Source organism: Sulfidibacter corallicola (assembly GCF_017498545.1).
GTDB classification, from domain to species: domain Bacteria; phylum Acidobacteriota; class Holophagae; order Acanthopleuribacterales; family Acanthopleuribacteraceae; genus Sulfidibacter; species Sulfidibacter corallicola.
In genome coordinates this window covers 6,978,426-7,001,530 of the sequence record NZ_CP071793.1, presented here as the reverse complement: position 1 = coordinate 7,001,530, position 23,105 = coordinate 6,978,426, and the positions used below count along the sequence as shown (strand labels likewise).

Below are 23,105 nucleotides of genomic sequence, written 5' to 3'. Positions count from 1 at the left end.
CTATGTTGCAACTCGTTCGGATCGTCAAGACGGTGGGGCTCGCCATTCTCGTGTCGCTCACCTTCGCCGGGGCCGCAGCCTCGGCCCAGGACAACCCCCGCGTGAACGAGATTCGCGAAACGCTTCGCTTCATTCGCCTGGCCGAGTCGCGCAAGAGCCTCGACCTCTCGGATGAAAAACTGCTCGAGGTCAACGAAATCCTCGACGAGTTCGAAGCCCGCCAGATCGAACTCCGACAAAAACAGAGAAAACTCAACATGCGGGTCAACATCGGCGAGGGCGATCCCAACGAGTTGCTCGACCAGTACATGGCGGTCAAGCAGGACCTTCACGACAACGAATTGGACATGTACCGAAAGATCCGCGAGAAACTGACACCCGACGAGTCACTTCAGTTCTTCAAGTTCTATGTGAAGTTCCAGAAGAAGGTTCAGAGACAGGCCCGCGAATTACAACAGGGTCCCCGGCGCCAACGCCCGGGGGGGCGGCAGCGATTTCGCAATTGAGGGTCACATGTGGTGAGTGGCAAAGGCAACAAGCGACCCCTGACACCGACCGGCGGGATTTACCCTTCGGTCGGTTTTTTTATTCAGGTCACCTTTGTTCTCGACGCGGCACACTTCCGACGTCAGATCCACACGGTGCGGCCCGTAAAACCAGCCGAACGAGCACCCCTCGCCCGGCGAGCACTTCGACCGGGCGCTCCACGAACCGGCACCCTCGAACCCCGGGTTCCGCGTTTCGCATCAGCAAGGTTGCGGGCAGGGGCGGCGTATAGTATAAGTTAAGCGTCCGTGGGATGATTCCACCCGAATAGGGAAACCGATTGATAACATCGGAGTTACACGAATGGGACAACAACTTCAATTCGTTCGCCTCAACACCAGTCTGAAAGGCTTGGTGCAGCGCGCCATCACTCAATTCAACCGCTACATCGACATAGATCCCGGCGAATATCATTGGGTCATCATCGAAGACCCCGAGACCATCGCGCGCACTTTGGAAGTGTTGTCGTCCGATATGCCGGAAGAGGATCTCGCCCAGGTGGTCACCCGCCTGCCCTACCTCATTCTTCTCTTCCAGAAAACGCATGAAACGCCGGGGATTCCCGTCGAACCCACGCTTGGTTTTCTTTCGATCCTCAACCACGCCGGCATGGTCACCATCCTGCGTCAATGTTCGGATCGCCACCGGCTCGGAACCATGTTCAATCTGGATCCCGAAGTGTGGAACCCGCTGATTTTCATGCTGGCCGGCATTCCCGACCTGGACCGCTGCGAGAGTGATCCCAACGCCGAGCAGTGCTCCTTTTTCTGAGCGGGAACGAAACCAGCGAATGTCGAACCACTGCCGGCACCAGCCGGTCGAGACGGTTTCGAAACTTCACGGGAGATGAACCATGCGCGGTAAGATCACCGATATTCTGTTCGACGAGTCTCAAATCAATAGCCGAGTGGCGGAGTTGGGTGCCGAAATCAACGCGGACTACGCGGGTCGCGATATCTTCGGCGTTTGCCTGTTGAAAGGCTCCATCATTTTTTGCGCCGATCTGGTACGCCACATCAAGGTACCGATTCGCGTGGACGTCATGCGTGCCTCCAGCTATGGATCGAACACCGAGTCATCCGGAAGCGTCAAGATCCTCCAGGATCTCGACATCGATATCGCCGGCAAGGACGTCCTGATCATCGAGGACATCGTGGATACGGGTCGCACACTCCACAAGACCTTGGAACTGTTGACGGTGCGCCATCCCAACAGCCTGAAGGTCTGTACCCTGCTGGACAAGCCGAGCCGCCGTGTCGAGGAAATCGACATCGCCTATCGCGGCTTCAGCATTCCCGACAAGTTCGTGGTGGGTTACGGACTCGATTTCGACGAGTACTACCGCAACCTGCCCTACATCAGTGTCCTCGACCCGAATGGCTGAGCCGAAGCCGGTGGGCGCCTTCGAGGATTACGCCCTCTACGGCTACAGCTTGTTCGAAACGATGTGGGCGCGAGGCCTGAAGCTCTGGCGTGCCGACGCCCACTTCGAGCGCCTGGTCCAGGGAGCGGCGGCCCTGTCGCTGGAGCCTCCCAGCCGTAAACGGTTCTTCGATCGGCTGGCGGCACACCTGGCATTGGGACAGGATCGCATCGCACGGGTGACCCTGGCCAAAACCGGTGGGCGTTGGTCCAACGGAAGCGCCGACGGCACGGAACTGTTCGTCACCACGCGGCCTTACCAACCCGTCGAACCGCAGCCGCTCCACCTCCATCTGAGTTCCCGCAGATTCGGGGTCAACGACGCGTGGCGATGTTATAAAACCGGTTCCCGCCTCGGGTACCAGTGGGTCTTCGACCAGGCTCGTGCCGCAGATTGTCACGACGGCTTGATCGTGGACGCTGGGGATTGCATTCTCGAAACGAGCACCCACAACCTCTTTTTCATGATCGACGAAGCCTGGGTGACGCCTGCGACGCGGCAGGGACTGCTGCCGGGCATCGCGCGAAGCTGGGTCATGGAATGCGCGCAGGTTCGGGAAGACACCATCTCGCTGAACACGCTTTCCCGCTGTAAGGCGGCCGTCGCCACGAATGCCGTCATTGGCGCTGTTCCCATTGAAAGAGTCGCCGACCGGGCGCTTTGCCTGGACCTGGCGAAGGCGTGGATCGAGACGCTCGGCACTCGAGAATTCGCACCGATCGACACCAAAAAATAATAGACCCTACCCGCAGCCACCCGCGCTTTCTCTCTCGAAACAAACCTGCCTGGAGTCCCCGAATGTTGAGAGATTCGTCGTGCAGGGCCGGTAAGGCCAGGCAGGGGCATCAGGGGCGGTAAGCCCGCTGGGCCGACGCGCGAAGTGCGCATCTTGGCAGTGTCCGCATTCAAAGAGGGTCGTCTGGTCTGTAGGTTGGGCTGCCAGCCCGACTAATCAAAACAACCCAAGCAGCGACAGTCGATTGCGCCAAAGAGCGAAGCACAGAATCTCCCTCGCGACCCCAATCCGAAGTCGAAATGTCCAAGGTCCCCGCATCGTGAGAGGGACGTCAGGCCTGTAGGTTGGCCCGCTGGGCCGACGCGTCGAAGCGACTCAAGCAACTACAGTGAATTACACCAAAGAGCGAAGCCGATTTTCTCCCTAATCGAACACCAACAAGGTCGCAAAGTGCAAAGTCCTCGCATCGCGAGAGGGGCGTAAGGCCTGTAGGTGGAGCAGCTTGCTCCACCATTCGAAGCAACGTAAGGAGCAGAAGTGGGTTACGCTAAAGAGCGAAGCCAAATATCTCCGACGCAGCGCGTCATCGAGGTCGCAAAGTCTACGGTTCCCGCATCGTGAGAGGAGCTTCAGATTTATAGGTTGAGCAAAGATCGAAATCGATCTTCGAGAGATCCAGAAGCCCGACGTATCTGCTTCGCTCTTATACCACTCGATCTTACGAAGCATGGGCTGCTTCGAAGTGTCGGCCCGGCGGGCCAACTTACCGCAACGACGCCCCTCTCACAAATGCGGGAACTCCCTAGCGATTCACTTCGATTGGTTGAGCAGGCTACCCGAGCGACGCCGATGGGGAGCCAGATCGGTCAGACCGCCGTGGGCAAGGGTGCGGGTGTTCCGGGCAGCTTCACCTTTTCGCCGGGCTTGGGGGTCCAAGCCAGGACGTGCGACTTCCAGTCACTGAGCACGTCCAGCAGTTCCACAGCCGTGTTACCGGTCCCCACGATCGGCACTTTCAACATGGCGGCCAGGTGCTTGGGATAGTAATTGTCGATCAGGATCGGATCCTGGTGAGGATCCTTCATCATCACGTGCGGCAACACCACGAAATCACCCAAATCCTTGCCGCGCAACTGCATGATGGTATCCCGGCCATGAACCAGGCCCGCCACGGTGATCAGCGTCGGGCCGAAGGAATCGTTGCGGATCGCGGCGACCTGGATCGAGGTGCCGAAGTGGGCGTTCAACCGGTCCATACACTGCTGCAGCACGGGGCCGAAAAGGGTTCCCGTCACCAGCGTCCCTTTGGTGTCGGCCGGAATGCGGTAGGCCGCCATCTCCTCGGCCAGGCTGTCGACGAAGCGGCGCACCATGCCGATGCCGTTCTCCATCTGGGGAAAGTCACGGTAATCGGGTTTGGCGGGAATCGGCCGTCCCGCACGCAAATAGAATTCGTCGCCCAAGTAAACCAGCGGATCGCCCAACTCGCGCTCGAAGCGGTCGCGAAACTCCTGGCAGAAATCGATGGTGTTGCGGCAGTAATCGTCGGACACGGGTTTCAAGACGGTCAGTTTCTCGCGATGGGACGTAATACCCAACGGCACCACGGCGATCGAAAGGCAACGCGGATACAGTTCGGCCAATTCGTTCAGGGTCTTGGCCAGGATGGGCCCGTCATTGACCTCGGGACACAAAACGACCTGGGCGTGAAACGAGATGCCGTTGTCGGCAAAGCGCTTCAGGCGCGGCAGAATGTTGCCCTGCTTTTTGCTTTTCAACATGAATACCCGGACTTCCGGGTCGGTGGCGTGCACGGACACGTACAGCGGGTCGATCTTCTCGCGGATGATCCGATCTTCCTCTTCCTTGTCGGTCGACGAAAGCGTGGAGTAGTTGCCATACATGAAGGAAAGGCGAATGTCCTCGTCCTTGATCAGCAGCGATCGCCGGTAGCCCTTGGGGTTCTGATCCACGAAGCAAAACACGCATTTGTTGCGACACAGCATGATGTCGTCTTCTTCCAACGCGACGCCGAAGGACGCGTCGGCATCGCTTTCGACTTCCAGATCCCAGCGGTCGCCGTTGGCCTTCTCCACGACGATGTACAGTTCCGGCATGGCGATGTTGAAGGAAAAACTGAGGCTGTCGGGAATGACATGACCGTTGATGCTGTAGATTTTGTCCCCAGGCTCGAGCCCACAGGCTTCTGCCAACGATTCGGGCGCCACGCTCTTGATGATGACGCCGCCTTTTCTGCGGTGCGTGGTCCCTGCGATCCTGGCCATGCCGCCTCCACTTGTCACTAGGTCCGCTCGTCGCCAGCTTCGCGTAGCGCGACAAGCTCGTTATTTTAACATGGCCTCGAAAGGCCCCTTATGGCCACACCGGGCTCCGCTTCCGAGAGCGACTAGGGCAAAAAAGTTCGCGACATGAATGAAATGAAGGTGTGTCCAGATACAAAAAAAGAGCCCATCGGGCTCTTTTTGTCTCTCACTCTCACCGCTCGTGCGGGAGAGTGGAAATGGTCGGAGCGAGAAGATTTGAACTTCCGACCTCTCCCACCCCAAGGGAGTGCGCTACCAGACTGCGCCACGCTCCGACCGATGCAACAGGGGGAGATTATAGGAACTTTGCTATACACCGTCAAGCAATTTTATAACTGATTCGATGGAGCGCCTTATCCCACTTATTTCATTCAAGATATGCTTTCTTTCAAGGGTTTCGTCCTGGGTTTCTTCCACATCTTCCCCGGGGTTTTCCAACTTTTTTCGAGCTCCGGGAATGGTGTATCCCTCGTCGTAGAGCAGGCGCTTGATGCGCAGCACGAGTTCGATATCGTCGTGGGTGAAGATCCGATGGCCCGCGCGGTTTTTGCGCGGTTTGAGCACTTCGAACTCACTCTCCCAAAAGCGGAGCACGTGTGATTCGAGTCCGGAGATCTCGCAGACCTCGCCCATCTTGTAAAAAACCTTGTCGGGATTGAGCAATTCGCGTCGCGTTCGCCCCACTTGGGACGGCTTTTGGACATCGCCTCGCGCCCGAGCGGTGCCGGCATCCGATCCGCTCGGTGCGGGAGCCGCTTCCTCCGAGGGCCGCGCCGATTCGCTTTCCGTCGTCTCGCCGGGGTCCTCCGCGGCATCCGGAGCGACAGGCTCTTGATGCAGATCGTCCGATTCATCCACCTGCGGTGGCGCCGCTTGCGCTACCCGATCCGCATCGGGCAGGGGCGATTCCGGACCGGAATCGATGTCGCGATTCTCCGACGACGCAACCTCGGGCGTGGCGCCACCGGCGGGCACGTCGGGCGCAGAATTGGGCCCGCGCTCATCTTCGCCCATTAAATCGTCGAAGGTGGTTTGCTCGTTTGGTTCGGCCATGGAACACGACTCCGACCAACTGCCGATTCGTTCGGCAACCGGCTCCTTTTATTAATGTAGAGAAAGGAATCCGCCCCCGGGAGTTCGGTCGATGAGATCCGTCAGGACGGTTCGCCACCCTCACCGGTGTTGATGAACGCCTTCAACTTGGGGCTGGGAATGAATTGGACCCGTTCACCGGCCGAGGAAATGACCTGTTTTCCGGAGGGCAATACCACGTCGCGAACCGCCCGTTTCTTGCGGCGGAACTTGCCGAAATGGGTGATGGTCAGGGCTTCTTCACCCTGAAAGATTTCCTTCATGATTTCCAGGAGTTTATTGGTGTGACTTTCTGTCTCGGCGAGCGTCATGCCGCCGTGAAGCTCGTGCAGTTGTTTGACGATATCTTTTTTAATCATGAAGTAGGCTCTTCCTCAGAAATCACCGAATCACGGGTCCCGCAAGCAGCGGATCACGACCGCCTCGTGTCCATTTTGACACGATTGGATTGACCAACCCAAGTCGAATTCCCAAAGTACGGTGGCGCGGAAGGATTCCGGTCGGTAAACGGTCACGGCGCGACAAGCCCTCGCGATGAATCGCCGCCCCATCCAACGTCCCCATCCTTCCTCGGGAAAAGTGAGCGGCACACAGGTTTTCAAGGCCTTGGAAGCGGGGATCAAGCCCCCTCTTGTGTTCATCCGTTGTCTTGCACCATAATAGGCAGACCCTTCTCCGGAACCGCCGAGGGAGGGCATGGGATGTGGTCTTTCCACCTCTTCACCACATCCCCGGCTCCACGGTCGCACACCGCTCTCGCCGGTGGGATTCACTGGGTACGCATCATCCCGGCCGGCGCCGGTGCCGTACTCGACGACACGAGCATCGCGTTTCTCTTTCACGGCCACGAGTTTTTGTAATCGCTAACTCGATGCGTATTTGGGCATAGGATCCAGCGCGAGCGAGGGCGCCGACTCGGGTGCCGCGCGGCAATCCAGGCCCAAGACACCGGTGAGCCAATTTTTTCTGGGGGCAGCATTGAACAAAATCGGACGCAACGATCCCTGCTTTTGCGGGAGCGGTAAAAAATACAAGAAGTGTCACGGGAGACCCGGCGCGGTAAAACCGGCGACGACCACCAAGGCCCAAACCCAAATGAAGCGGCCCGATCGCTCGGTTCCCATCATGACCAAGGAAGAATTGCCCAAAATGCGCGCTGCCTGCCGCCTCGCCGCCAACATTCTCGATACCGTGTGCGCCAAGGTGGTGCCAGGCATCACGACCAAGCAGATCGACGACTGGGTCCTGGAGATGACGCTCGAAGCGGGCGCCTACCCGGCGCCGCTCAACTACCCGAAAGGCCACACCGATCCGCGCAACCCGGTCATCACCCCCGGCGGCTTCCCCAAGAACTGCTGTACCAGCATCAACGAGGTCGTCTGCCACGGGATCCCCAACGAAAACGACGTCCTGAAAGACGGCGACATCGTGAACATCGACGTCACCTGCATCCTGGACGGCTATTTCGGCGATACCAGCCGCACGGTCTACGTGGGTGAGCCTTCCGAAGAAGCGCGACTCGTCACGGAAACGGCGCGCGAGTGCCTTCGACTCGGTATCGAAACGGTCCGCCCGGGTGGTCGCCTGATCGAGGTGGGCCGCGCGATCGCGGATTACGCGAAAAAATTCAATCTCGGCGTCGTCAAGGAGTACACGGGTCACGGCATCGGTACCGTCTTCCATGCGGAACCACAGGTCTGTCACTACCCGAATCCGACCACCGACTGCCCTCTCGTTCCCGGCATGACCTTCACGATCGAGCCCATGATCAATGGAGGCACCTGGCATACCGAGCTCGACAAGGGCGACGGGTGGACGGTTTACACTCGTGATCGACGCTTGTCCGCCCAGTTCGAACACACCATCCTGGTCACCGAGACGGGGCACGAGATACTCACCCTCCCCGGTTGAGCATTCAATCAAGCGAACAATCGTAAAAAAGTCACGCAAGGCAGGTTTCTTCCTGACTTCCACGTGGCTTTTTTCTTGAAAAATGCCTGATCGACAGCCACGAAACACCCTCGTTTTTTCGTGGAAATCTCACATCGACCTTCGCGGCCACGCCCCGCGTCGCTTCGCTTTCGCGAAGCTTTTCGCGGCGATGGATCCCTGTCTCGTCGGTAAGGCGTTCGACCCGCACAAGATAGAAAAAAACACCTCGAATACCGGCTTTTGACGGGTCCGAAAAACGAGCGATTCACGGCGGTCGCGCCATCTCCCGATCCACGATAATTTATTGCCACACATGGGTTTTACAGGTAGAATTCAACCAAATTATTGCAAAATAAGCTAGTTGACTCGGGGAGAAGGCATGCCTAATTCAGATCTGAGTTTTATGCACCCCTACTACATGGGTGCATACGCCGAAAACGATCATGTCTTCGAAAAGATCCTTCTCGAATTCCTGCGCGATCACGCCTATTGGCGCCGCAACTTCCATCCCGAAAACCGGCCGCCGATTCCCACCAACGCGCCCTATCGCGAGCACTTCAACGAGTTCCTGGCCCAGATGCAACAGGAACTGCACACCCTCAGCGCGGATCTCAAAAAATCGGTCCCTTTCTTCAGCCCTCGCTACATGGGCCACATGGCCGCCGATCTCCTGCTTCCCGGCGTCCTCGCCCAAATCATGACCATCCTCTACAACCCCAACAACGTCAGCGATGACGCCGCTCCGGCCACCTTGGACAAAGAACTGGAAGTGGGCTTTCAACTGGCCAGGATGTTCGGCTACAACATCGACGACGATCGCGAACCCAATGCCTGGGGTCACTTGACCTCCGGTGGCACCGTGGCCAACTACGAGGGCGTGTGGAACCTGCGCGCGGTCCGCTGCTACCCGCTCGCACTCGCCGAGGCCGCCCAGGCACTGGAGCTCACGCTTCCCAACGTGGGCCCCAAACGCCAACCGCTCGGCAAATACACCAAGTGGGAGCTTTTCAATTTCTCCATTCGCCAAACCGTGCTGCTGATGCGCGAATGTATTTCCCATATCAAGAGCAACCAGAACAAGAAGGATTTCCACACCTTCACCCGGAAGATCATGGAAGAGAGCGTGGCGCACCTGGGCATGGCCGGGTTTTTCCTGAAACATCCCGAGCTGAAACTGCCGGTGTTGATGGTTCCGGTTTCGGCTCACTACAGTTGGGAAAAGTCCATGAAGATCCTGGGCCTGGGCTCGGGTAACCTGGTTCCGGTGAATACCGACGGGCACATGCGCATGAAGATGGAACACCTGGAAGAGCTGCTCGAGGACCACTACCGGCGGCAAATCCCGGTGCTCGGCGTCGTCGGCGTCCTGGGCAGCACCGAATTCGGTTCCGTCGACCCGATCAACCGCATCGTGGAATTCCGCAAAAAGTACTTCCAAAAGGGTTTCTATTTCGGGGTTCACGTGGACGCGGCCTGGGGCGGGTACATGGCCTCCCTGTTCCGTATGCCGGACGGCTCGTTCATCCCCCACGACGAGATTCGCAGCAAGTTCAACTACTTCCCCCACGAAGGCACCTGGCTGGCCTTCAAGGCCGTGGCCGAGTGCGATTCGGTGACCGTCGATCCCCACAAGCTGGGCTACCTGCCCTTTCCCTGCGGTGCCTTCGTGAGCCGCGACTCGGGTGTCCTGGATTTCATCAGCCAGAAAGCGGCCTACGTGTTCGACGTCAAGGAAGACTCCACCAAGTTACCGGTGAAAAAGAAGTTGTTGAGTCTCGGTCAATACATCATGGAGGGCTCCAAGCCCGGCTCGGCCGCGGCGGCGGCCTACGTGACCCACCGCTGTATCCCACTGCACCACGACGGCTTCGGCCAAATCATGGCTCAGTCCATGCGCGCCTGCGAGTACTTTTTCGACAAGATCCAGGAAGTGAAGAAGAAACTCAAGGGATTGGTGACCATCACGGTTCCCTTCCCGCCCGACACCAACCTCATCTGCTTCGCCATCAACCCCAAGAACAACACCTACCTGGCCCTCATGAACCACTTCTCGCGCAAGGTCTTCAACAACATGAAGATCAATCCCAACCAGCCGCTCCAGGCCCACGACTTTTTCGGGTCCTGTACTTCCCTGTTCAAGGCCGGCCTCGAAACCGAGGAAGCCAATCGCATCCTCAGCGAGCTGGGAATCAATCCCGAGACCTTTTGCGAACACGTCTCCGACCGCACCCGTGAGGCGGACCATATCTACGTGATTCGACACACCTTGATGAATCCGTGGCTGATGTACGAGGACAACGGAATGAATTACATCGACCGTTACTGCCTGTTCATCGAGCGGGCGATCGACAAGGAAATGCACCGCGCCATTCGCCGCAAGTAAAGGACCCTTTCGCACCTTCGGGGCACCTGTCCCGTCGCAGCGCACGCGCCGGTTGGTGGCCTCGTCCCGGCACGTTATACTTCGACTCGCCGCACCTCGCGCAAATCCCATCTCGCTTGGCCACCCCATGCCGCATTTCGTACTGGAAACCCGCATGCCGGTTTCCGCAGAAGAATTATTCCGGTATCACGAGAGACCCGGTGCCTTTTTCCGGTTGATTCCGCCGTGGATCCAGGCCGAGATCCTCCACCAGGAAGGGGGTATCTCGGATGGCGCCGTGCTTGAATTCAAACTGTACAAGGGTCCGATACCCGTTCGCTGGCGGGCACGTCACTGCGACTGTCGGCCCGGCCGGAGCTTCGTCGACGTACAGGAGGTCGGCCCCTTTCGCCAATGGCGCCACGAACACCGCATGGTGCCCCAAGATGACGAAACCAGTATCCTGCGCGACGAAATCCGGTTCACGCCACCGCTGGGACCGATCGGCGCACTCTTCGGCACCCATTTGATCTACCGCGACCTGGAAAAAACCTTTCGGCTGCGCCATTTCCGTACCTTTCACGATCTCGACCGACATGCGGCCTACGCAACCGAGCCCATGACCATCGTCATCGCCGGCCGTGCCACACGACTGGTGCGCGCGATGGCGGCCTTTCTCTCGCTCGGCGGCCACCATCTGTACCACATGGAACCCACACCCGATACCGGCGTGAGCCCTTACCGATTTCGCCCCTTTTTCGGGGAGGGTACCCGGTACCCGCTGGAGGACACGAGCGTCTTGATCCACACGGGGATTCCCTATGCGACGTCCGATTCCGGTGGAGATCCTTTCGCATACCTGGACCACCTCGCCAAGACGCTTTCGGTGTCCGGAAACCACGGCGTGCGCCTCATTGAATTGAGCGGTTTCCACCCCTCGATGGATCGATTCGTGACCGATCCCGCGCTCGATTTCTCCGAGTTCGGCCCGGTCGATCCCGAAGCCACGGCGGAAGATCCGTTACCTCGACTGGATTCGGTCGTCGAAAGCCACGTCAGGCTTCACTTGGGAAGTGTCATCACCCGATCGATGCACCAGCTCACCGAGTTGCTGCTGCGACTGGAGTCGTTCGTCTTTCTGCGCAACGGGGCCAAGACGCCCCAGTTCCATTGGATCAGCCAGGAAGACGCACTGGGTGCCTTGCTGTACGTGCTGCACCACCCCTCCATCGAGGGCGACGTCGCCCTCATCGCGCCGACATCCGCGACCCGCGCACAACTGCAACAACTTCTCATCGAACGGGAATTCGCGGGATACACGACCCATCGCATTCTCAAGGTCCTGCCGTGGACCGGCCCGGGCATGCCCCAAGGCGTCAATGCCCGCCTGAACAGCTATCCGACCATCGGCGACCTCGGTTTCTCGTTTCTGGCCCCGAACCTGGCGCGTGCCTTGGAAGTGGAAGCGGGAGAATGACGCCGCGTCCATCAGGGCACTCATCGCAAACGAGCGGACCCTGGCTTCTGAGTTTTGGCTGAACGAGTACGGTGCCGGCATTCAGGTTCCATCTGCCGGGTTCGACCCTTCAGCCGCACTCCCCGCTCAATCGATGTCCTTGCCCAGAGCCTCGTAGGCGAACACCAGAACCTCCGCCACCATCATGAACAGTTCCTCGGGGATCTCCTGCATGTAGTCCAATTTCAGCAGGGTCTCCACCAGGCCGCTGTCCTGCTTGATGGGTACCTGATTCTCACGGGCGGCCCGCAGGATTTCCTCGGCGATCACCCCTTGCCCACGACTCACCACGTAGGGTTTCGCGTCCTTGCCGTGCTCGTATTTGAGGCCGACGGCCTTGGTGGGTTTTCGGGGCGGTCGATCCATGAGTATCACCTTGAACGAGGACCGGATCAGGCCTCGAGATCCAAGCCACCTCGGCTGGGATGGGTTTCTTGCGACTCGGTCGCCGCGCGTCGTTCGACTTCGTCGAGCTTGAACACCAGCATCGAGCCGTCGGGCGGGACGATCAAATGACCGCGAATCCAATCCCCTTCGCACAGCCGAACCTCGGTTCGCGCCTTGATCCGGTGCCAGACGCCTTCCATGTAGATGCCCAAAGTGGTGGTCGAACCCTCGACCTTGACCACCCGGGCACGTACCTCGCGATCCATCACGACTCGATCCCCTTGCAAATCGCGTCCATGCGATCCAGCAACTTGTGGAGCGAATAGGGTTTGACCATGACTTCGATCGGCGGAAAGGTCATCAGGCGGAAGAGGTCCTCCTGGGTGGGACGTTTGGTCAACAGGATGACGGGAATCTTGTTCTGGGTTTGGCGGAGCGTTGCCAGGAACCGAAGTGCCGGATCCACATCCTCGTAGCTCATGAGTACCATTTTGAACACCTGGGTTTTGAGCTTGATCAACGCATCGCGCACGCGCTTCACGGAAACGACGTGATATCCGTGGGGAGCCAACTGATCGTCGATCGCCACCCTCGGATAAAAATCGGGTTCAACCAGAAGTACTTGCTTCATGTTTTCCTAATCGTTCTCATTCCATAAAAAGGTTAGCGGCGACCGCCGAGTAGGGCCACCTCATCGATCAATCACAAGAAACTCAGTAGCGGGCCATGTCGGGCGCGATCCGGTCCGCCCAGGCATCGATGCCACCAGCCAGGCTGACGGCCTCGTCGAAGCCCAAGTCGCGCAGGAGGGCCACCGCCCTTGCGCTGCGACCGCCCTTGTAGCAGTAGACCACAAGGGGATTTTGGCGATTCAGGTGATCGAGACGTTCGGGTGCCAACTGACCGAGCGGAAGCAACTCGGCACCGTCGATGCGACAAATGTCCCACTCGTGGCGCTCGCGCACATCCAACCAGAGGGCATCGGTACCGATCAACGCGCGTGCCGCTTCCGGGGAGATTTCGGGCACGGTCGGCGCGGCGGAACAGGGCACGACCTCGCGTCGAACCGAAACGATCGAAGGCGTGTCACCGCAGAGCGGGCAACTGGGATCCCGCGCCAGCCGGACCTGGCGAATCGACTGATCCAAGGCGCTGTACAAGACCAGGGTGCCCACCATCGACGTTCCGACAGCGGTCAGGAACTTGATGGCCTCCGTCGCCATCATCACGCCGATCACGCCGGGCAGGACACCCAGTACGCCGGCTTCGTTGCAGGAGGGCGTCTGGGAAGGATCGGGCGGCTGGGGAAACAGGCAGCGATAGCAGGGACCGTTGCCGGGTTCGAATACCGACAGTTGGGCTTCGAACTGGTGGATGGCCCCGTACACCAGGGGTTTGCGGGCGAGATGGCAGGCATCGGCGACCAAATACCTGGTGGTGTAGTTGTCGGTTCCATCGATGACCAGGTCGTAGGATGCCACGAGGTCGGCCACATTGGTCTCGTCGACCTGGACCTGGTGCAGTTCCAAATCGACGGTGGGATTCAGTTCGGCCAGGGCCCTGCCCAGGCTCCGGACCTTGGGGGTGCCGGCCGCCTCGGTTTGATGGGCGATCTGGCGCTGGAGGTTGTGGATCTCCACCAAATCGTGGTCCACCAGGCCCAGGGTGCCGACGCCGGCCGCGGCCAGGTACAGACCGGCGGGGCATCCCAATCCGCCCGCACCGATGAGAAGCACGCGCGATTGCAGCAGTTTCTCCTGTGCCGCGATCCCGAAACCGGCAAGCTTCAGGTGGCGGCTGTAACGCGCGATGTCATCACTGCTCAAACGACCTTGACTCATACCCCGATCACCTCGTTTCGACATGCTACCGTGGTTGGCTCGTTTTCATCCAGAAACAACGGTTTTTTGAATCGGTTCCTCGAAATCGGAAGATGCCCAATTCAAGCCGGTTTCGCCAGTCAGATATCAGGTGTCAGCTATTCACCTACAAACAGGGATCTTGCCGGGACCTGACGCCTGATAGCCGATACCGTGCCCATCCAGCCAAACCACCGTGGGCTTGGCAGCCATTCCGTTTCTGGATGGGCACTAGCTTAAACCAGGGCCCAATCGGAAAGGGAGGTTTTTTCGAGGATTCCTCCGGATCGGCGAGCCCCATCCCGAGCCGCGCCCGGGGACGCCCCATCGATCATCGCAGAACATCCGGGAAATCAAGCCGTTGCGAACGCTTCGCCAACAAGCGGTTTCATCGCAGGCGACACGGAGGTCGACCGCCGATCGTGCCCGCAAAGCAAACCGGGAATCGGGTCAGGCAGGGACGGGAAGGGTCCCTGCCTATGTTCTTGCGATTCAGCGACAAAGGGCGTTGAGGGTTTCGATGAGGCCCAGCAGACCGACCGCATCCGGCCAGGAAGGCAAGGTCTTGCGAAAAGACAGCATCGATTGACAGGCGATGACGGGTCCGACCCCGGCAGCCTGGAGCGTGTTCGATTCACCGGGCTCCAACACGCCCAATTCCAGATTCAAGGATCCCGGCGGTCCGTTGCAGGTCAGGCTGAAGTTGATCATGGTGCCCCAATCCAGGTCGGCGCCATCGGGTGCCGTCCAGACGACCCGATCCTTTTCCACGGCCACGGTCCAATCGTTGGCCGCGTCTTCGTCACCATCGAAGAAAGCGCTGTCGGTCACGACCACGTCTTCGGGAAGGGGCAAGGTGAAACTTTGAATGCGCCGGTCGAAATCGTGGTTCATCAGGGCGTATTCATAGCGGAAGGAACTTGCACTTTCCTCGAACATCTTGCCCGCCAGATTCAAATGCCCTTCACCCGTGTCCACGACGACGTTGGCCTCGTCGATGTCCATCGTCCCGGCCGGCACCCAGGCATCCACCACCGTTCCGTTGATCATGCCCGCGACGGGCGGAAAGCTCCAATTGGTGCCCTCGGTCGGGTTGACCTCGCGGTAGGCCATACTGTTGAAAATGTCGATATCGCCTTGAACCACGTACCAGGCGTCGACGAAATAGCGCGCTTCCTCGCGTTGCAACACGCTTTCCTGCACGAAGAGACGATGTTCGAAGGAGTCATGCCCGGCACTGCTGTGGTCGCGACGGTCGTCGACCGGATCTCCATCGAAATGGGATCCGAGCGAGGTCCACTCCCCCGTGCTCGCCGTCACCTCGTCGCGCGGTGCCAAATAGGTGCGGTTGGCGTTCGTACTGGCCCCGTAGATGTCGCTACAGCCGACGTACAACACCTGCCCGCCGGGGCAACTGCAGCCACTGTTCACGGCAAAAAAGGCGTGTTTCACGTCGGAATACCCCACCTGGACGATGCGCCCATCCACCATTCGGTAGAAGGCCATGATCAAATAGGGATGCTGACCGGCCTCGGACGGATCGGAAATGCCGCCGTCGGGCACGATCGACCGCAACCAGGGTACATCGGCGACACCCACGTTCTCGAGTGTCGCCGAAGGAGCCATGGCGACCTTGCCGTCGAGATTGGCGAAGACGGTCACCGTGCCGAGCTGGGTCAGGTGGATGTCCACCTCACCCTCGAAATTCGGCTCGCAGAGCCCGCGAAATTGGTAAATGCGTTCGGGCAGGGCCAGGTTCAGAATCAGGTCGCCGGCGCCCACGTTGGCCTCGCGCAAATGGGGGTCCTTCAGGATACCGTCCCACGCGGGCCCGAGCGCCAAATCCATGTGACGCAGTTCCAGCCGCTTGCGATCCAGTTTCAACTCGGAGTGAGCATGCCGGAGCCGAAACCAGGTGCGGCCCTGCGCATCGAGCAACGCCCATTCCCAGGGCAGTGCGGCGCGCTGGATCGTGAAACGACGCAGATCGACGCGAACGTCGCCGACTTCGAACACGAAGCCGCCATCGTGCACCAAACTGTTCCCACCCATCTCGGAGGGCGCCACGCCCTCGAAATCACCGCCGGGCGCCAGGAAGGAGACATCCCCTTCCGGAAGAAGGGCGAAGCCGCGATACCCGCGTTCTTCCCACAGTGCCCGTGCCGTCGGTTCCTCGAGCACGATGTCGATATTCAGTTTGGTCAAAACATCGGGATAAAAATAAAGAGAGGTGACGCCATCCAGGACAAAAAAGCGATCATCCTCATCAGCAGCCAAAACAGGCTGTCCTAAAAACGACAAACCAACACCGATCATGAAGCAAAAAGCCACACTGTGTCGCAACGCGTTGGTTACCGTCCATCCTGAGATCATACGATTCCTCCGGCCGGGCGTGGGCTCGACCCTTTTGTGTCGATTTTGGTGATACTTTTGATAGTCTAGTGCCCATCCAGACTGGAGACAATCTCCAACTGGCGCGATGTGCCGGTCGAGTCGTCTGAATACCGGTTTTCAGCCATCGGGGGTCGGCAGGGCGGCCACGGACCATTCACCGACCCACCACCGAAATCACTGGGTGGGCCTACGGCGCCATCCCCGCGATTCAGGCTCGTTACCGACATGCTCTGGATGTGAACCAGTCTAGCAGGTCGCCCTTTCGAGATCGCGGGAATTGCCGGAAAAAATCGGTACGCCTCTCGGCGGCACGAAAGGCCCTCGACCGAAGGGTCACCACGCCGAACGACTTCGAGCGCAGACAGGGAACGGTGCATGAACGCGAAAACCGACAAGGTCATCGAAACCCCACGATTGCTCATGCGACGCATGACCTCGGCGGACCTGCCCGCCATCGCCGAGATTTTCGCCGATCCGGAGGTCATGCGTTTCTATCAGAGCGGCGTGCGCGATCGAGCCGCGACCGTCGCCTGGCTAGAACGCAACCTGGAACGCTATGCCCGGGAGGGGGTTGGGCTCTACGCCCTGATCCACCGGGAATCGGGCGAGCTGGCCGGTCACTGCGGATTCATCGTGTGGGAGCTTTCGGGGCGACGGGAGTTGGAGATCGCCTATTGCCTCGCAAAAAAGTTCTGGGGTCACGGCCTTGCCTCGGAGGCGGCCATCGCTTGTCGCCAATACGCCTTTGCCGCCTTGGATGAGCCGCGCGTCATCTCGATCATCCATCACCAGAACGAGGCCAGCAAACGGGTGGCGATCCGAAACGGAATGCGCGTCTGGCGTAAGACCGAAATCAAGGGTACGCCCGTCGTCATCTACGCGGTGGAAGCCCCGGACCCGGCCTGCGATGCCGCCTCCAAGACCGGAACAGGAAGGCCGCCAAATCGATCGGCCTAGCCTCGATCCGAAGAAAGGAACGCCTGCAAGATCGAGTCGTAGGGCGTTCGCTTGAGCTTGCAGGCGCGCTCGATCGCCGTACGCGCGGCATTCGGGTCGCCGTTGGCGAGGTCCGCCATCGCCCGAACACGCCACTGCTCGGCCTGGTCCTCGATCGTCAACAACAGGGTCAAATCGGCACCACAGCGATGGCACTGGGCACCCCCCCGATGGGCCGCACGACACAAGGGACAACGCTCCATCCGACTCAAGCCTCTTCCAGGTAGAACAGCAATTCACCGAGGGCTTCCACGGGCTCGGCCAAGGCATCTTGGTTTTCAGCCGTTATGGCCTCCTCGATCGCTTCCATCAGGTCGACCATTTCTTCTCGATCTTCCTGTGTGACGGTTTCCAGCAAAGACCGAGACTTGGCGACCAACTGCTTGGCTTTCGCCACGGCACCCGTATCCTCCTCGTTTCCACCCTCGAGGGCGTGTTCGAGCTCGGATCCCGAGAGCAAATCGGCAATTTTCTCGCGAGACGTTTCCAGGGATTCTCCCGCGACATCCAGAACCCCTTCGATCACCACGGACTTTGCCAATCCGGTCATCTTTTCCGTTGCGGTGACGTGAAGAATGCCATCCACATCCAGATCCAATTTCAGCGTGATCGGGCTCCCCTCGGGCTGCTTGCTCAACTCCGTGATCTGAAACTCGCCCAGGAAGATGTTTTCGTCGGGATGGGGATCCTCACCCTGGAAAATCTCGACCTGAACCACATCCTGATTGTCGGTAGTCGTATAAAACACCTCGGTGTGGGACACGGGAATCGGCGTGTTGCGTCGAATGATCGGCACATAACCCAAATAGGGCATCACGTCTCCGGTCTGCATCAGGGCCTTGGTTCCAAAGGTATAAGGAGTTACATCGACCAGTACCGAATCCACCCGTTCTCCGGAAGTGATGCCAGCCTGAACGGCGGCACCGAGGGCGACACACAAATCCGGACTGATCTCCGAGCGCGGCAAGAGCCCGAAATCGGCTTCCAAAACCGCCCCGATACAGGGTGTCCGTGTGGCGCCGCCGACGAGGATGATCTCGTCGATGTCCGACGTTCGCAATCGTGCATCCTGGAGGGCGCGATGCACCGCTTCCAAGGTACGGTCGACCAGGGGTTCGATCATCGATTCGAACTCGCTGCGGGCCAGCTCGTATTTGAGGTGCACGGGCTTTCCCTTGTGCTTACACAGGAATTCCTCCTGAATGAGCGCATATCCCTCGTGAGACAAATGAACCTTGGCCTTTTCGGCGGCAACCCGGAGGCGCGCCATCGCCTTGAAATCCAAGTTCAGGTTCTTTCCATGAGCCTGCTTCAGGATGCCGACCAGCCGGTCCACGACAAGTTGATCGAAATCGTCTCCACCCAGGTGATTGTCGCCTGCCGAAGCTTTGATCTCGACGACGTCGTCCTGAAACACGACGACCGAAACATCGAAGGTTCCACCCCCCAAATCGTAGACCAGAATTTTTTTGCTTTCGGGATTCGCCGCTTCGTAGGCCATGGATGCGGCCGTGGGTTCGTTGATGAGCCGCACCACTTCCAAGCCCGCCAGTTCACCGGCCAGTCGCGTGGCTTGACGTTGGGCATCGGAAAAATAGGCCGGCACGGTAATGATGGCCTTTTCGACCTTCGTATCGAGACTGCTCTCGGCCACCTGTTTCAGCTTGCGCAGGATCACCGCGGAAATCTCACTGGGACCATAGGTTTGGTCGCCCAAGGTCACGGTCACATCTTTCCCCATGGAACGCTTGATACTGCGCACCGTGCGGTCGGGAAAGGCGGCAAACTGGTTGAGAGCCGGTTCCCCCACCAACAGATTGCCATCGAGATCGAGACCCACGACCGAAGGCATTATTTTCGGATCTCCCAAAACACGGGGCTGTCCTTCCCGAAATACGGCCACCTCGGAGTTGGTGGTCCCCAAATCGATACCCAAAACCAGGTCTTTCTTCACGTTTCTCCCTCCGTTCGATTGACACATACGTCGGCATGCCGCAGCGGTTGTTCTCCCAACATGAATCCCGCGCGAATTTCCCTGCAAACCACGCCATCCTGCAAATCGGGTCGACGGCTGACTTCGACCGCGCGCATGGTTCGAGGATCGAAAGGTTGGCCCAGACAGGATATTGGACGAGTATCCCGGCTCGCGAGAATGGCGGTCAGGCGATCACCGAGCATCGTCAGGCCTTCGTGCAACGCATCCAAAAGATCATTGGTGCCGGAAAAGACACGGCTCCGCCAGCCTTTGGGGCGCCGCTCGAGGTGTCGGACGGCCGCATCGAGCCGATCCCACAAGTCGAGCAAATCCAAAAGAAGCTCCTTGTCGACCTCACCGGCATGGTGTTCCGCGGATTCGTCCTGTCGTTCTTGCAGCCGATCGGTCAGCAATCGATGCTGCGATTGGGCCAGGTCCAAGGCACTTCGAAACTGGTCGAGTGCGGTCTTGAGTTGACGCGATTCCAGCCGAACCTCGTTGCGCAACCCCGCGAGCTCGGTGAACAACCGGTAATGATCGATTTCCTTTTCCGGTTCAGGTACCTGATCGAGACCGTCCAGGTACCGGGAAAATCGTTCCAGGAGTTCCTGTTTTTGGTTTTCCGACAAAGCACTCACGAGTGATGCCCCTCGAGCCTGAATCGACGTGCGGACTCCGACAGCGCCATTTGAATGGCTTTCTTGTCGGGAATGCCGGGTTCCAGGCTCTCCAACAATTCCTCCACGAGATCCAAAGGCGATGGCATTGATTCGATGTTGGGTGGAAACAACGCCAGGTCGATTCGTTGATTTTCCGTTTCTATCGCCTTGAATGCATCTCTGATGCGTAGAAATCCTTTTTTCTGGGTTTCGGGAGGATACTGACGGACCAAGGACAAATAGGCCTGTCGGATGGTAGCGTCATCGGCATCCCGGGGAACGCCCAAAACCTCGAAGGGATCGATCATATGCACTCTCCCGCCACATCGTCGTGACAATCATCGTTCATCGTTACGCTCAAGGTTCATCCCAATCGACGCCTTCCGCTTCCATGATTTGGGCCAACATGGCGATCGCATCTTCGGGATCCATGGAGTCCAGATCCATATCCTCGGGGAACGGCATGGCCTCCAGGAATTCATCGACCGCACTCATCACCTCGAGGATTGCCGGATTTTTGGTTTCTTGCATGAACCGTGGAGCCAATTCCAACTCCTCGATAAGCCTGTAAAGGGGAGCTTCGGCAGGATCGTTTCCGGCTTCGAAGGCTCGCTCGTAGGCAGCGAACAAAGCTTTCACCTCTCGATTGGTGAGCGGCTTGGCAAATTCTCGCGCTCGACCGCTAAAACGGTAGTAGGTGAACAACGGCGCGCCAAAGCGGGTCTCCCCTTCTTTGGCATATTGCTCCATCAACTTGACGGCATCCAAATCCTCCCAGAGTTCGCAGAGCTGGGCGAGTTCCGCTTTGGAATACGCCAACTTGGCCGCCTTCGAAAAAAACGCGGAAAGGGGACTGGATACCAGGTTGAGGATCTTCGGCACGACTTGGGGATCGTGATCCCGTTTCATCCAATCAACTAGCTGCATGATGGCCTTCGGCTCGGGGGTGCTTGTTCGAATGGCCGACAAAATGGCTTCGTCCTGAGCCTTGAACCTGGACTTGAGTCCATGGTTGCGAAAAAGAACCAGGAAGGGAAACAAGGTCTGCGGCTCGTTCCGACACCGATCGATGGCGAGATTCAAATCCGCCTTCGCCTTCTCCAGCTCTCCCCTCCTGCTCGAGAGAACGATATCCAGCAGGAGAATCATATACTTACCTACGGTCGCACGCTGATATTCACGAGATTGATCGAGTTCTTTGGCGGCCAGATCGTATTTCTTCGCCTTGACCATTTTCAGCCCGTGGGCGCAGTGAGCTTCGATTAATTTGAGGCGCAAGGCGTGATTGATCGGATCCCGAGCGAGCTGAGTTTTGGCAATCTTGGCCACCGTCTTCCAAGCCTCGCGCTCGATCGCATCGTCGAGGGCCTTGGCTTGGATTTCCGGATGGTCTGGAAAACACTTGTAGCTTTCGCGCAAAAGCGTACGACGGCGCTGCCGGTGAGCTTTGTGGTGGGATTCGGGTGTGTTCGTGAGATCCGAGAGACGATTGAGCAGTTCGAGCGCGATTTCGGGATCATCCGATTTCAATCGAAATGCTTGTTCCAGAAGGGAAAGGGCTTCGAGATGGGCTTTTTTCTGGAAGCTATCCTCACCCTCGTCCAATTCATCGTCCCACGGGTCCATGTCCTCCCAATCGTCCGGCTCCTCGAGCACGAGTCGCTTGTGGAACAGGCGCGCCAAATGAACATAGATTCGCACTCGGTATTTGAGGAGTCGATCTTGCGAAATGGATCCCTCGAGCGCCTCCAGGTATTCCTCCCATTTCTTCCTCGCGCCAAAGAGGTCATGTTGTTCCAAAGCCCGCGCCTCGAAGCGAAGCGCCTCTTTTTGATTGAAACCAAATGCATCGCGGCAGCGAGAGAACCACTTCCGATCGATCACGATGGCCGTCTCACAAAAGCGTCGAATCGTCTGCGGTTCGTATTGATCCAATTTTCGCACCACGCGCGCCACGAACTTGGTGTAATCCATGTTTTCGATGGTGGTGGTTCGGAAAAACCGGAACACGGCGGGGCTCAAGCCGTGGAATTGGGCAGCGAGGCACGCTGTCCCTTCAGCCTCTTCCCGGAGGAATTGAAGAAATGGCAAGGGTTGATCCGGCAGGTCCTGCAGCGCGGAGAACAACACCGCAAAAGGGGACGATGGTTTGATCTTGCCGGCAATGGCCGATCCGTCTCCCTCCATCTGGGATTTGAAAAAAAGGCGAAGGTCGCGATAGGGGGAAACGATGGGTATTCGAACCAAAGCGGCACCGAGCGCCGTGAGATCACCGCTGCAGTAGGCGTCCAACGCCTCCATGGCGGCAGGAAGGTGTTTTGTCGGGGGGCTTTCGGCGGGTAGGCATTCGAGCAACTTGTCTTCACCAGCGATCAGCGCGGCCGCTAAATGGGATTCGATCAACCGTTTCGCCGGTTTTTCCAGATCCCATTTTTCCACCGATAGGTAGATCTCGGAGATTTCCTTCCAACGCCCCATCCGAAAGAGGGAAGGTAGCAGCGCATGAATCTCGTGGTGTTGACGATCAAGGGAAAGTGCGGCGTCAACCATGGTGCGCGCTTCGCCCCATTGCGACTTCTCGGCAAAGCTCTCCGCCCTTGCGCAATAGGCTTTGAAAAGGTTTCGGCCCCATCCGTGGGGCTCTGCCTTGAAAAGAACCTTCAATACCTCACATGCCTGTCGCCATTGGCCGGCTTCGGCATGGAGTTCCGCCCGGTGCGCAAGCTCCTCTACCGACAGATCTTTTACCGAAGGCTCTTTTCCCTTCCTGCTTTTTTTCCGTTTCTTTCCCATGATTTCCTCGTATTCAGCGCCGAACGAAGCATTCAACCTATCAGTGTTTTTTGGAACCTGTCAATGATACCCCCATATAGCTAGTACACAATATCCATGAGACCACCTCAG

At 58.5% G+C, this 23,105-nt stretch carries 23 protein-coding genes and 1 tRNA gene; 10 read left to right on the top strand and 14 right to left on the bottom strand.

The genetic code is table 11. The annotated features are described in order from the left end of the window. The first annotated feature begins 2 nt into the window (after window positions 1-2). The 4 genes from J3U87_RS21725 to J3U87_RS21710 all read left to right on the top strand — a co-directional run bounded on the left by J3U87_RS21725 (window position 3) and on the right by J3U87_RS21710 (window position 2,705). Window positions 3-506, top strand: coding sequence for a hypothetical protein (locus J3U87_RS21725; protein ID WP_237377878.1), 504 nt, complete (start codon window positions 3-5; stop codon window positions 504-506). A gap of 343 nt (window positions 507-849) precedes the next feature. Next, a complete protein-coding gene (locus J3U87_RS21720; protein WP_237377877.1) occupies window positions 850-1,317 on the top strand; it encodes a hypothetical protein in 468 nt (155 codons plus the stop codon). Window positions 1,318-1,399: 82 nt separating this feature from the next. Next, window positions 1,400-1,930: a hypoxanthine phosphoribosyltransferase gene (gene hpt, locus J3U87_RS21715; RefSeq protein ID WP_237377876.1), complete on the top strand. Its 531-nt coding sequence runs from the start codon at window positions 1,400-1,402 to the stop codon at window positions 1,928-1,930. Further along, window positions 1,923-2,705 (top strand): aminotransferase class IV, encoded by a 783-nt coding sequence (locus J3U87_RS21710; protein WP_237377875.1) that lies wholly within the window; start codon window positions 1,923-1,925, stop codon window positions 2,703-2,705. The genes hpt and J3U87_RS21710 overlap by 8 nt, the downstream gene beginning before the upstream one ends. 866 nt (window positions 2,706-3,571) lie before the next feature. Here J3U87_RS21710 and J3U87_RS21705 read toward each other — a convergent pair. The 4 genes from J3U87_RS21705 to J3U87_RS21690 all read right to left on the bottom strand — a co-directional run bounded on the left by J3U87_RS21705 (window position 3,572) and on the right by J3U87_RS21690 (window position 6,480). Further along, the gene (locus J3U87_RS21705) at window positions 3,572-4,990 is read right to left on the bottom strand and encodes a DUF512 domain-containing protein (protein WP_237377874.1); all 1,419 of its coding nucleotides are present in this window, start codon (window positions 4,988-4,990) and stop codon (window positions 3,572-3,574) included. Between the two features lie 237 nt (window positions 4,991-5,227). Further along, window positions 5,228-5,304, bottom strand: a tRNA-Pro gene (locus J3U87_RS21700). Window positions 5,305-5,338: 34 nt separating this feature from the next. Further along, window positions 5,339-6,082 (bottom strand): MerR family transcriptional regulator, encoded by a 744-nt coding sequence (locus tag J3U87_RS21695; RefSeq protein WP_237377873.1) that lies wholly within the window; start codon window positions 6,080-6,082, stop codon window positions 5,339-5,341. A gap of 101 nt (window positions 6,083-6,183) precedes the next feature. Beyond that, entirely contained in the window at window positions 6,184-6,480 is a 297-nt protein-coding gene (locus J3U87_RS21690) for an HU family DNA-binding protein (protein WP_237377872.1), read from the bottom strand. Between the two features lie 342 nt (window positions 6,481-6,822). On the opposite strand from J3U87_RS21690, the gene J3U87_RS21685 reads away from it, so the two are divergent. From J3U87_RS21685 to J3U87_RS21670, 4 genes are all read left to right on the top strand, one after another. Then, the gene (locus J3U87_RS21685) at window positions 6,823-6,981 is read left to right on the top strand and encodes a hypothetical protein (RefSeq protein ID WP_237377871.1); all 159 of its coding nucleotides are present in this window, start codon (window positions 6,823-6,825) and stop codon (window positions 6,979-6,981) included. Between the two features lie 118 nt (window positions 6,982-7,099). Next, window positions 7,100-8,032, top strand: a complete 933-nt coding sequence (locus J3U87_RS21680; RefSeq protein ID WP_237377870.1) for a methionyl aminopeptidase — start codon at window positions 7,100-7,102, stop codon at window positions 8,030-8,032. A 400-nt stretch (window positions 8,033-8,432) separates the two neighbouring features. Beyond that, window positions 8,433-10,436: a pyridoxal phosphate-dependent decarboxylase family protein gene (locus tag J3U87_RS21675; protein ID WP_237377869.1), complete on the top strand. Its 2,004-nt coding sequence runs from the start codon at window positions 8,433-8,435 to the stop codon at window positions 10,434-10,436. Window positions 10,437-10,590: 154 nt separating this feature from the next. Then, window positions 10,591-11,892: an SRPBCC family protein gene (locus tag J3U87_RS21670; protein WP_237377868.1), complete on the top strand. Its 1,302-nt coding sequence runs from the start codon at window positions 10,591-10,593 to the stop codon at window positions 11,890-11,892. A 126-nt stretch (window positions 11,893-12,018) separates the two neighbouring features. Here J3U87_RS21670 and J3U87_RS21665 read toward each other — a convergent pair whose 3' ends face one another. The 5 genes from J3U87_RS21665 to J3U87_RS21645 all read right to left on the bottom strand — a co-directional run bounded on the left by J3U87_RS21665 (window position 12,019) and on the right by J3U87_RS21645 (window position 16,454). Beyond that, window positions 12,019-12,297, bottom strand: coding sequence for an EscU/YscU/HrcU family type III secretion system export apparatus switch protein (locus J3U87_RS21665; RefSeq protein WP_237377867.1), 279 nt, complete (start codon window positions 12,295-12,297; stop codon window positions 12,019-12,021). A gap of 26 nt (window positions 12,298-12,323) precedes the next feature. Beyond that, a complete protein-coding gene (locus J3U87_RS21660) occupies window positions 12,324-12,584 on the bottom strand; it encodes a hypothetical protein (RefSeq protein WP_237377866.1) in 261 nt (86 codons plus the stop codon). After that, window positions 12,584-12,949 carry a response regulator transcription factor gene (locus J3U87_RS21655; RefSeq protein ID WP_237377865.1) on the bottom strand — a complete coding sequence of 122 codons (366 nt, stop codon included), beginning with the start codon at window positions 12,947-12,949 and terminating at the stop codon, window positions 12,584-12,586. The genes J3U87_RS21660 and J3U87_RS21655 overlap by 1 nt, the downstream gene beginning before the upstream one ends. An 82-nt stretch (window positions 12,950-13,031) precedes the next feature. Continuing rightward, entirely contained in the window at window positions 13,032-14,159 is a 1,128-nt protein-coding gene (gene moeB, locus J3U87_RS21650; RefSeq protein ID WP_237377864.1) for a molybdopterin-synthase adenylyltransferase MoeB, read from the bottom strand. 510 nt (window positions 14,160-14,669) lie between these two features. After that, the gene (locus J3U87_RS21645) at window positions 14,670-16,454 is read right to left on the bottom strand and encodes a hypothetical protein (RefSeq protein ID WP_237377863.1); all 1,785 of its coding nucleotides are present in this window, start codon (window positions 16,452-16,454) and stop codon (window positions 14,670-14,672) included. Window positions 16,455-16,946: 492 nt separating this feature from the next. Between J3U87_RS21645 and J3U87_RS21640 the strand changes: the two genes are divergently transcribed. Next, a complete protein-coding gene (locus J3U87_RS21640) occupies window positions 16,947-17,528 on the top strand; it encodes a GNAT family N-acetyltransferase (RefSeq protein WP_237377862.1) in 582 nt (193 codons plus the stop codon). On the opposite strand, the gene J3U87_RS21635 is transcribed toward J3U87_RS21640, so the two are convergent. Genes J3U87_RS21635 through J3U87_RS21615 form a run of 5 tightly spaced genes read right to left on the bottom strand, consistent with a single transcriptional unit; the run spans window position 17,525 to window position 22,640 of the window. After that, window positions 17,525-17,779 (bottom strand): hypothetical protein, encoded by a 255-nt coding sequence (locus tag J3U87_RS21635; protein ID WP_237377861.1) that lies wholly within the window; start codon window positions 17,777-17,779, stop codon window positions 17,525-17,527. The two genes, J3U87_RS21640 and J3U87_RS21635, sit on opposite strands and share 4 nt — an antisense overlap. Next, window positions 17,776-19,521 (bottom strand): Hsp70 family protein, encoded by a 1,746-nt coding sequence (locus tag J3U87_RS21630; RefSeq protein ID WP_237377860.1) that lies wholly within the window; start codon window positions 19,519-19,521, stop codon window positions 17,776-17,778. Before J3U87_RS21630 ends, J3U87_RS21635 begins: the two co-directional genes overlap by 4 nt. After that, window positions 19,518-20,180 carry a nucleotide exchange factor GrpE gene (locus J3U87_RS21625; protein WP_237377859.1) on the bottom strand — a complete coding sequence of 221 codons (663 nt, stop codon included), beginning with the start codon at window positions 20,178-20,180 and terminating at the stop codon, window positions 19,518-19,520. The genes J3U87_RS21630 and J3U87_RS21625 overlap by 4 nt, the downstream gene beginning before the upstream one ends. Continuing rightward, window positions 20,177-20,509 (bottom strand): J domain-containing protein, encoded by a 333-nt coding sequence (locus J3U87_RS21620; RefSeq protein ID WP_237377858.1) that lies wholly within the window; start codon window positions 20,507-20,509, stop codon window positions 20,177-20,179. The genes J3U87_RS21625 and J3U87_RS21620 overlap by 4 nt, the downstream gene beginning before the upstream one ends. Window positions 20,510-20,558: 49 nt before the next feature. After that, a complete protein-coding gene (locus J3U87_RS21615; protein ID WP_237377857.1) occupies window positions 20,559-22,640 on the bottom strand; it encodes a hypothetical protein in 2,082 nt (693 codons plus the stop codon). 63 nt (window positions 22,641-22,703) lie between these two features. On the opposite strand from J3U87_RS21615, the gene J3U87_RS21610 reads away from it, so the two are divergent. Then, window positions 22,704-23,078 carry a hypothetical protein gene (locus J3U87_RS21610; protein ID WP_237377856.1) on the top strand — a complete coding sequence of 125 codons (375 nt, stop codon included), beginning with the start codon at window positions 22,704-22,706 and terminating at the stop codon, window positions 23,076-23,078. Window positions 23,079-23,105: the final 27 nt, after the last annotated feature.

Excerpts from the sequence above, each read along its gene's own strand:
- J3U87_RS21725 (WP_237377878.1), top strand. The coding sequence starts at position 3 with ATGTTGCAACTCGTTCGGATCGTCAAGACGGTGGGGCTCGCCATTCTC.
- J3U87_RS21720 (WP_237377877.1), top strand. The coding sequence starts at position 850 with ATGGGACAACAACTTCAATTCGTTCGCCTCAACACCAGTCTGAAAGGC.
- hpt (WP_237377876.1), top strand. The coding sequence starts at position 1,400 with ATGCGCGGTAAGATCACCGATATTCTGTTCGACGAGTCTCAAATCAAT.
- J3U87_RS21710 (WP_237377875.1), top strand. The coding sequence starts at position 1,923 with ATGGCTGAGCCGAAGCCGGTGGGCGCCTTCGAGGATTACGCCCTCTAC.
- J3U87_RS21705 (WP_237377874.1), bottom strand. The coding sequence starts at position 4,990 with ATGGCCAGGATCGCAGGGACCACGCACCGCAGAAAAGGCGGCGTCATC.
- J3U87_RS21695 (WP_237377873.1), bottom strand. The coding sequence starts at position 6,082 with ATGGCCGAACCAAACGAGCAAACCACCTTCGACGATTTAATGGGCGAA.
- J3U87_RS21690 (WP_237377872.1), bottom strand. The coding sequence starts at position 6,480 with ATGATTAAAAAAGATATCGTCAAACAACTGCACGAGCTTCACGGCGGC.
- J3U87_RS21685 (WP_237377871.1), top strand. The coding sequence starts at position 6,823 with ATGTGGTCTTTCCACCTCTTCACCACATCCCCGGCTCCACGGTCGCAC.
- J3U87_RS21675 (WP_237377869.1), top strand. The coding sequence starts at position 8,433 with ATGCCTAATTCAGATCTGAGTTTTATGCACCCCTACTACATGGGTGCA.
- J3U87_RS21670 (WP_237377868.1), top strand. The coding sequence starts at position 10,591 with ATGCCGGTTTCCGCAGAAGAATTATTCCGGTATCACGAGAGACCCGGT.
- J3U87_RS21665 (WP_237377867.1), bottom strand. The coding sequence starts at position 12,297 with ATGGATCGACCGCCCCGAAAACCCACCAAGGCCGTCGGCCTCAAATAC.
- J3U87_RS21660 (WP_237377866.1), bottom strand. The coding sequence starts at position 12,584 with ATGGATCGCGAGGTACGTGCCCGGGTGGTCAAGGTCGAGGGTTCGACC.
- J3U87_RS21655 (WP_237377865.1), bottom strand. The coding sequence starts at position 12,949 with ATGAAGCAAGTACTTCTGGTTGAACCCGATTTTTATCCGAGGGTGGCG.
- moeB (WP_237377864.1), bottom strand. The coding sequence starts at position 14,159 with ATGAGTCAAGGTCGTTTGAGCAGTGATGACATCGCGCGTTACAGCCGC.
- J3U87_RS21640 (WP_237377862.1), top strand. The coding sequence starts at position 16,947 with ATGAACGCGAAAACCGACAAGGTCATCGAAACCCCACGATTGCTCATG.
- J3U87_RS21620 (WP_237377858.1), bottom strand. The coding sequence starts at position 20,509 with ATGATCGATCCCTTCGAGGTTTTGGGCGTTCCCCGGGATGCCGATGAC.
- J3U87_RS21610 (WP_237377856.1), top strand. The coding sequence starts at position 22,704 with ATGAATCTCGTGGTGTTGACGATCAAGGGAAAGTGCGGCGTCAACCAT.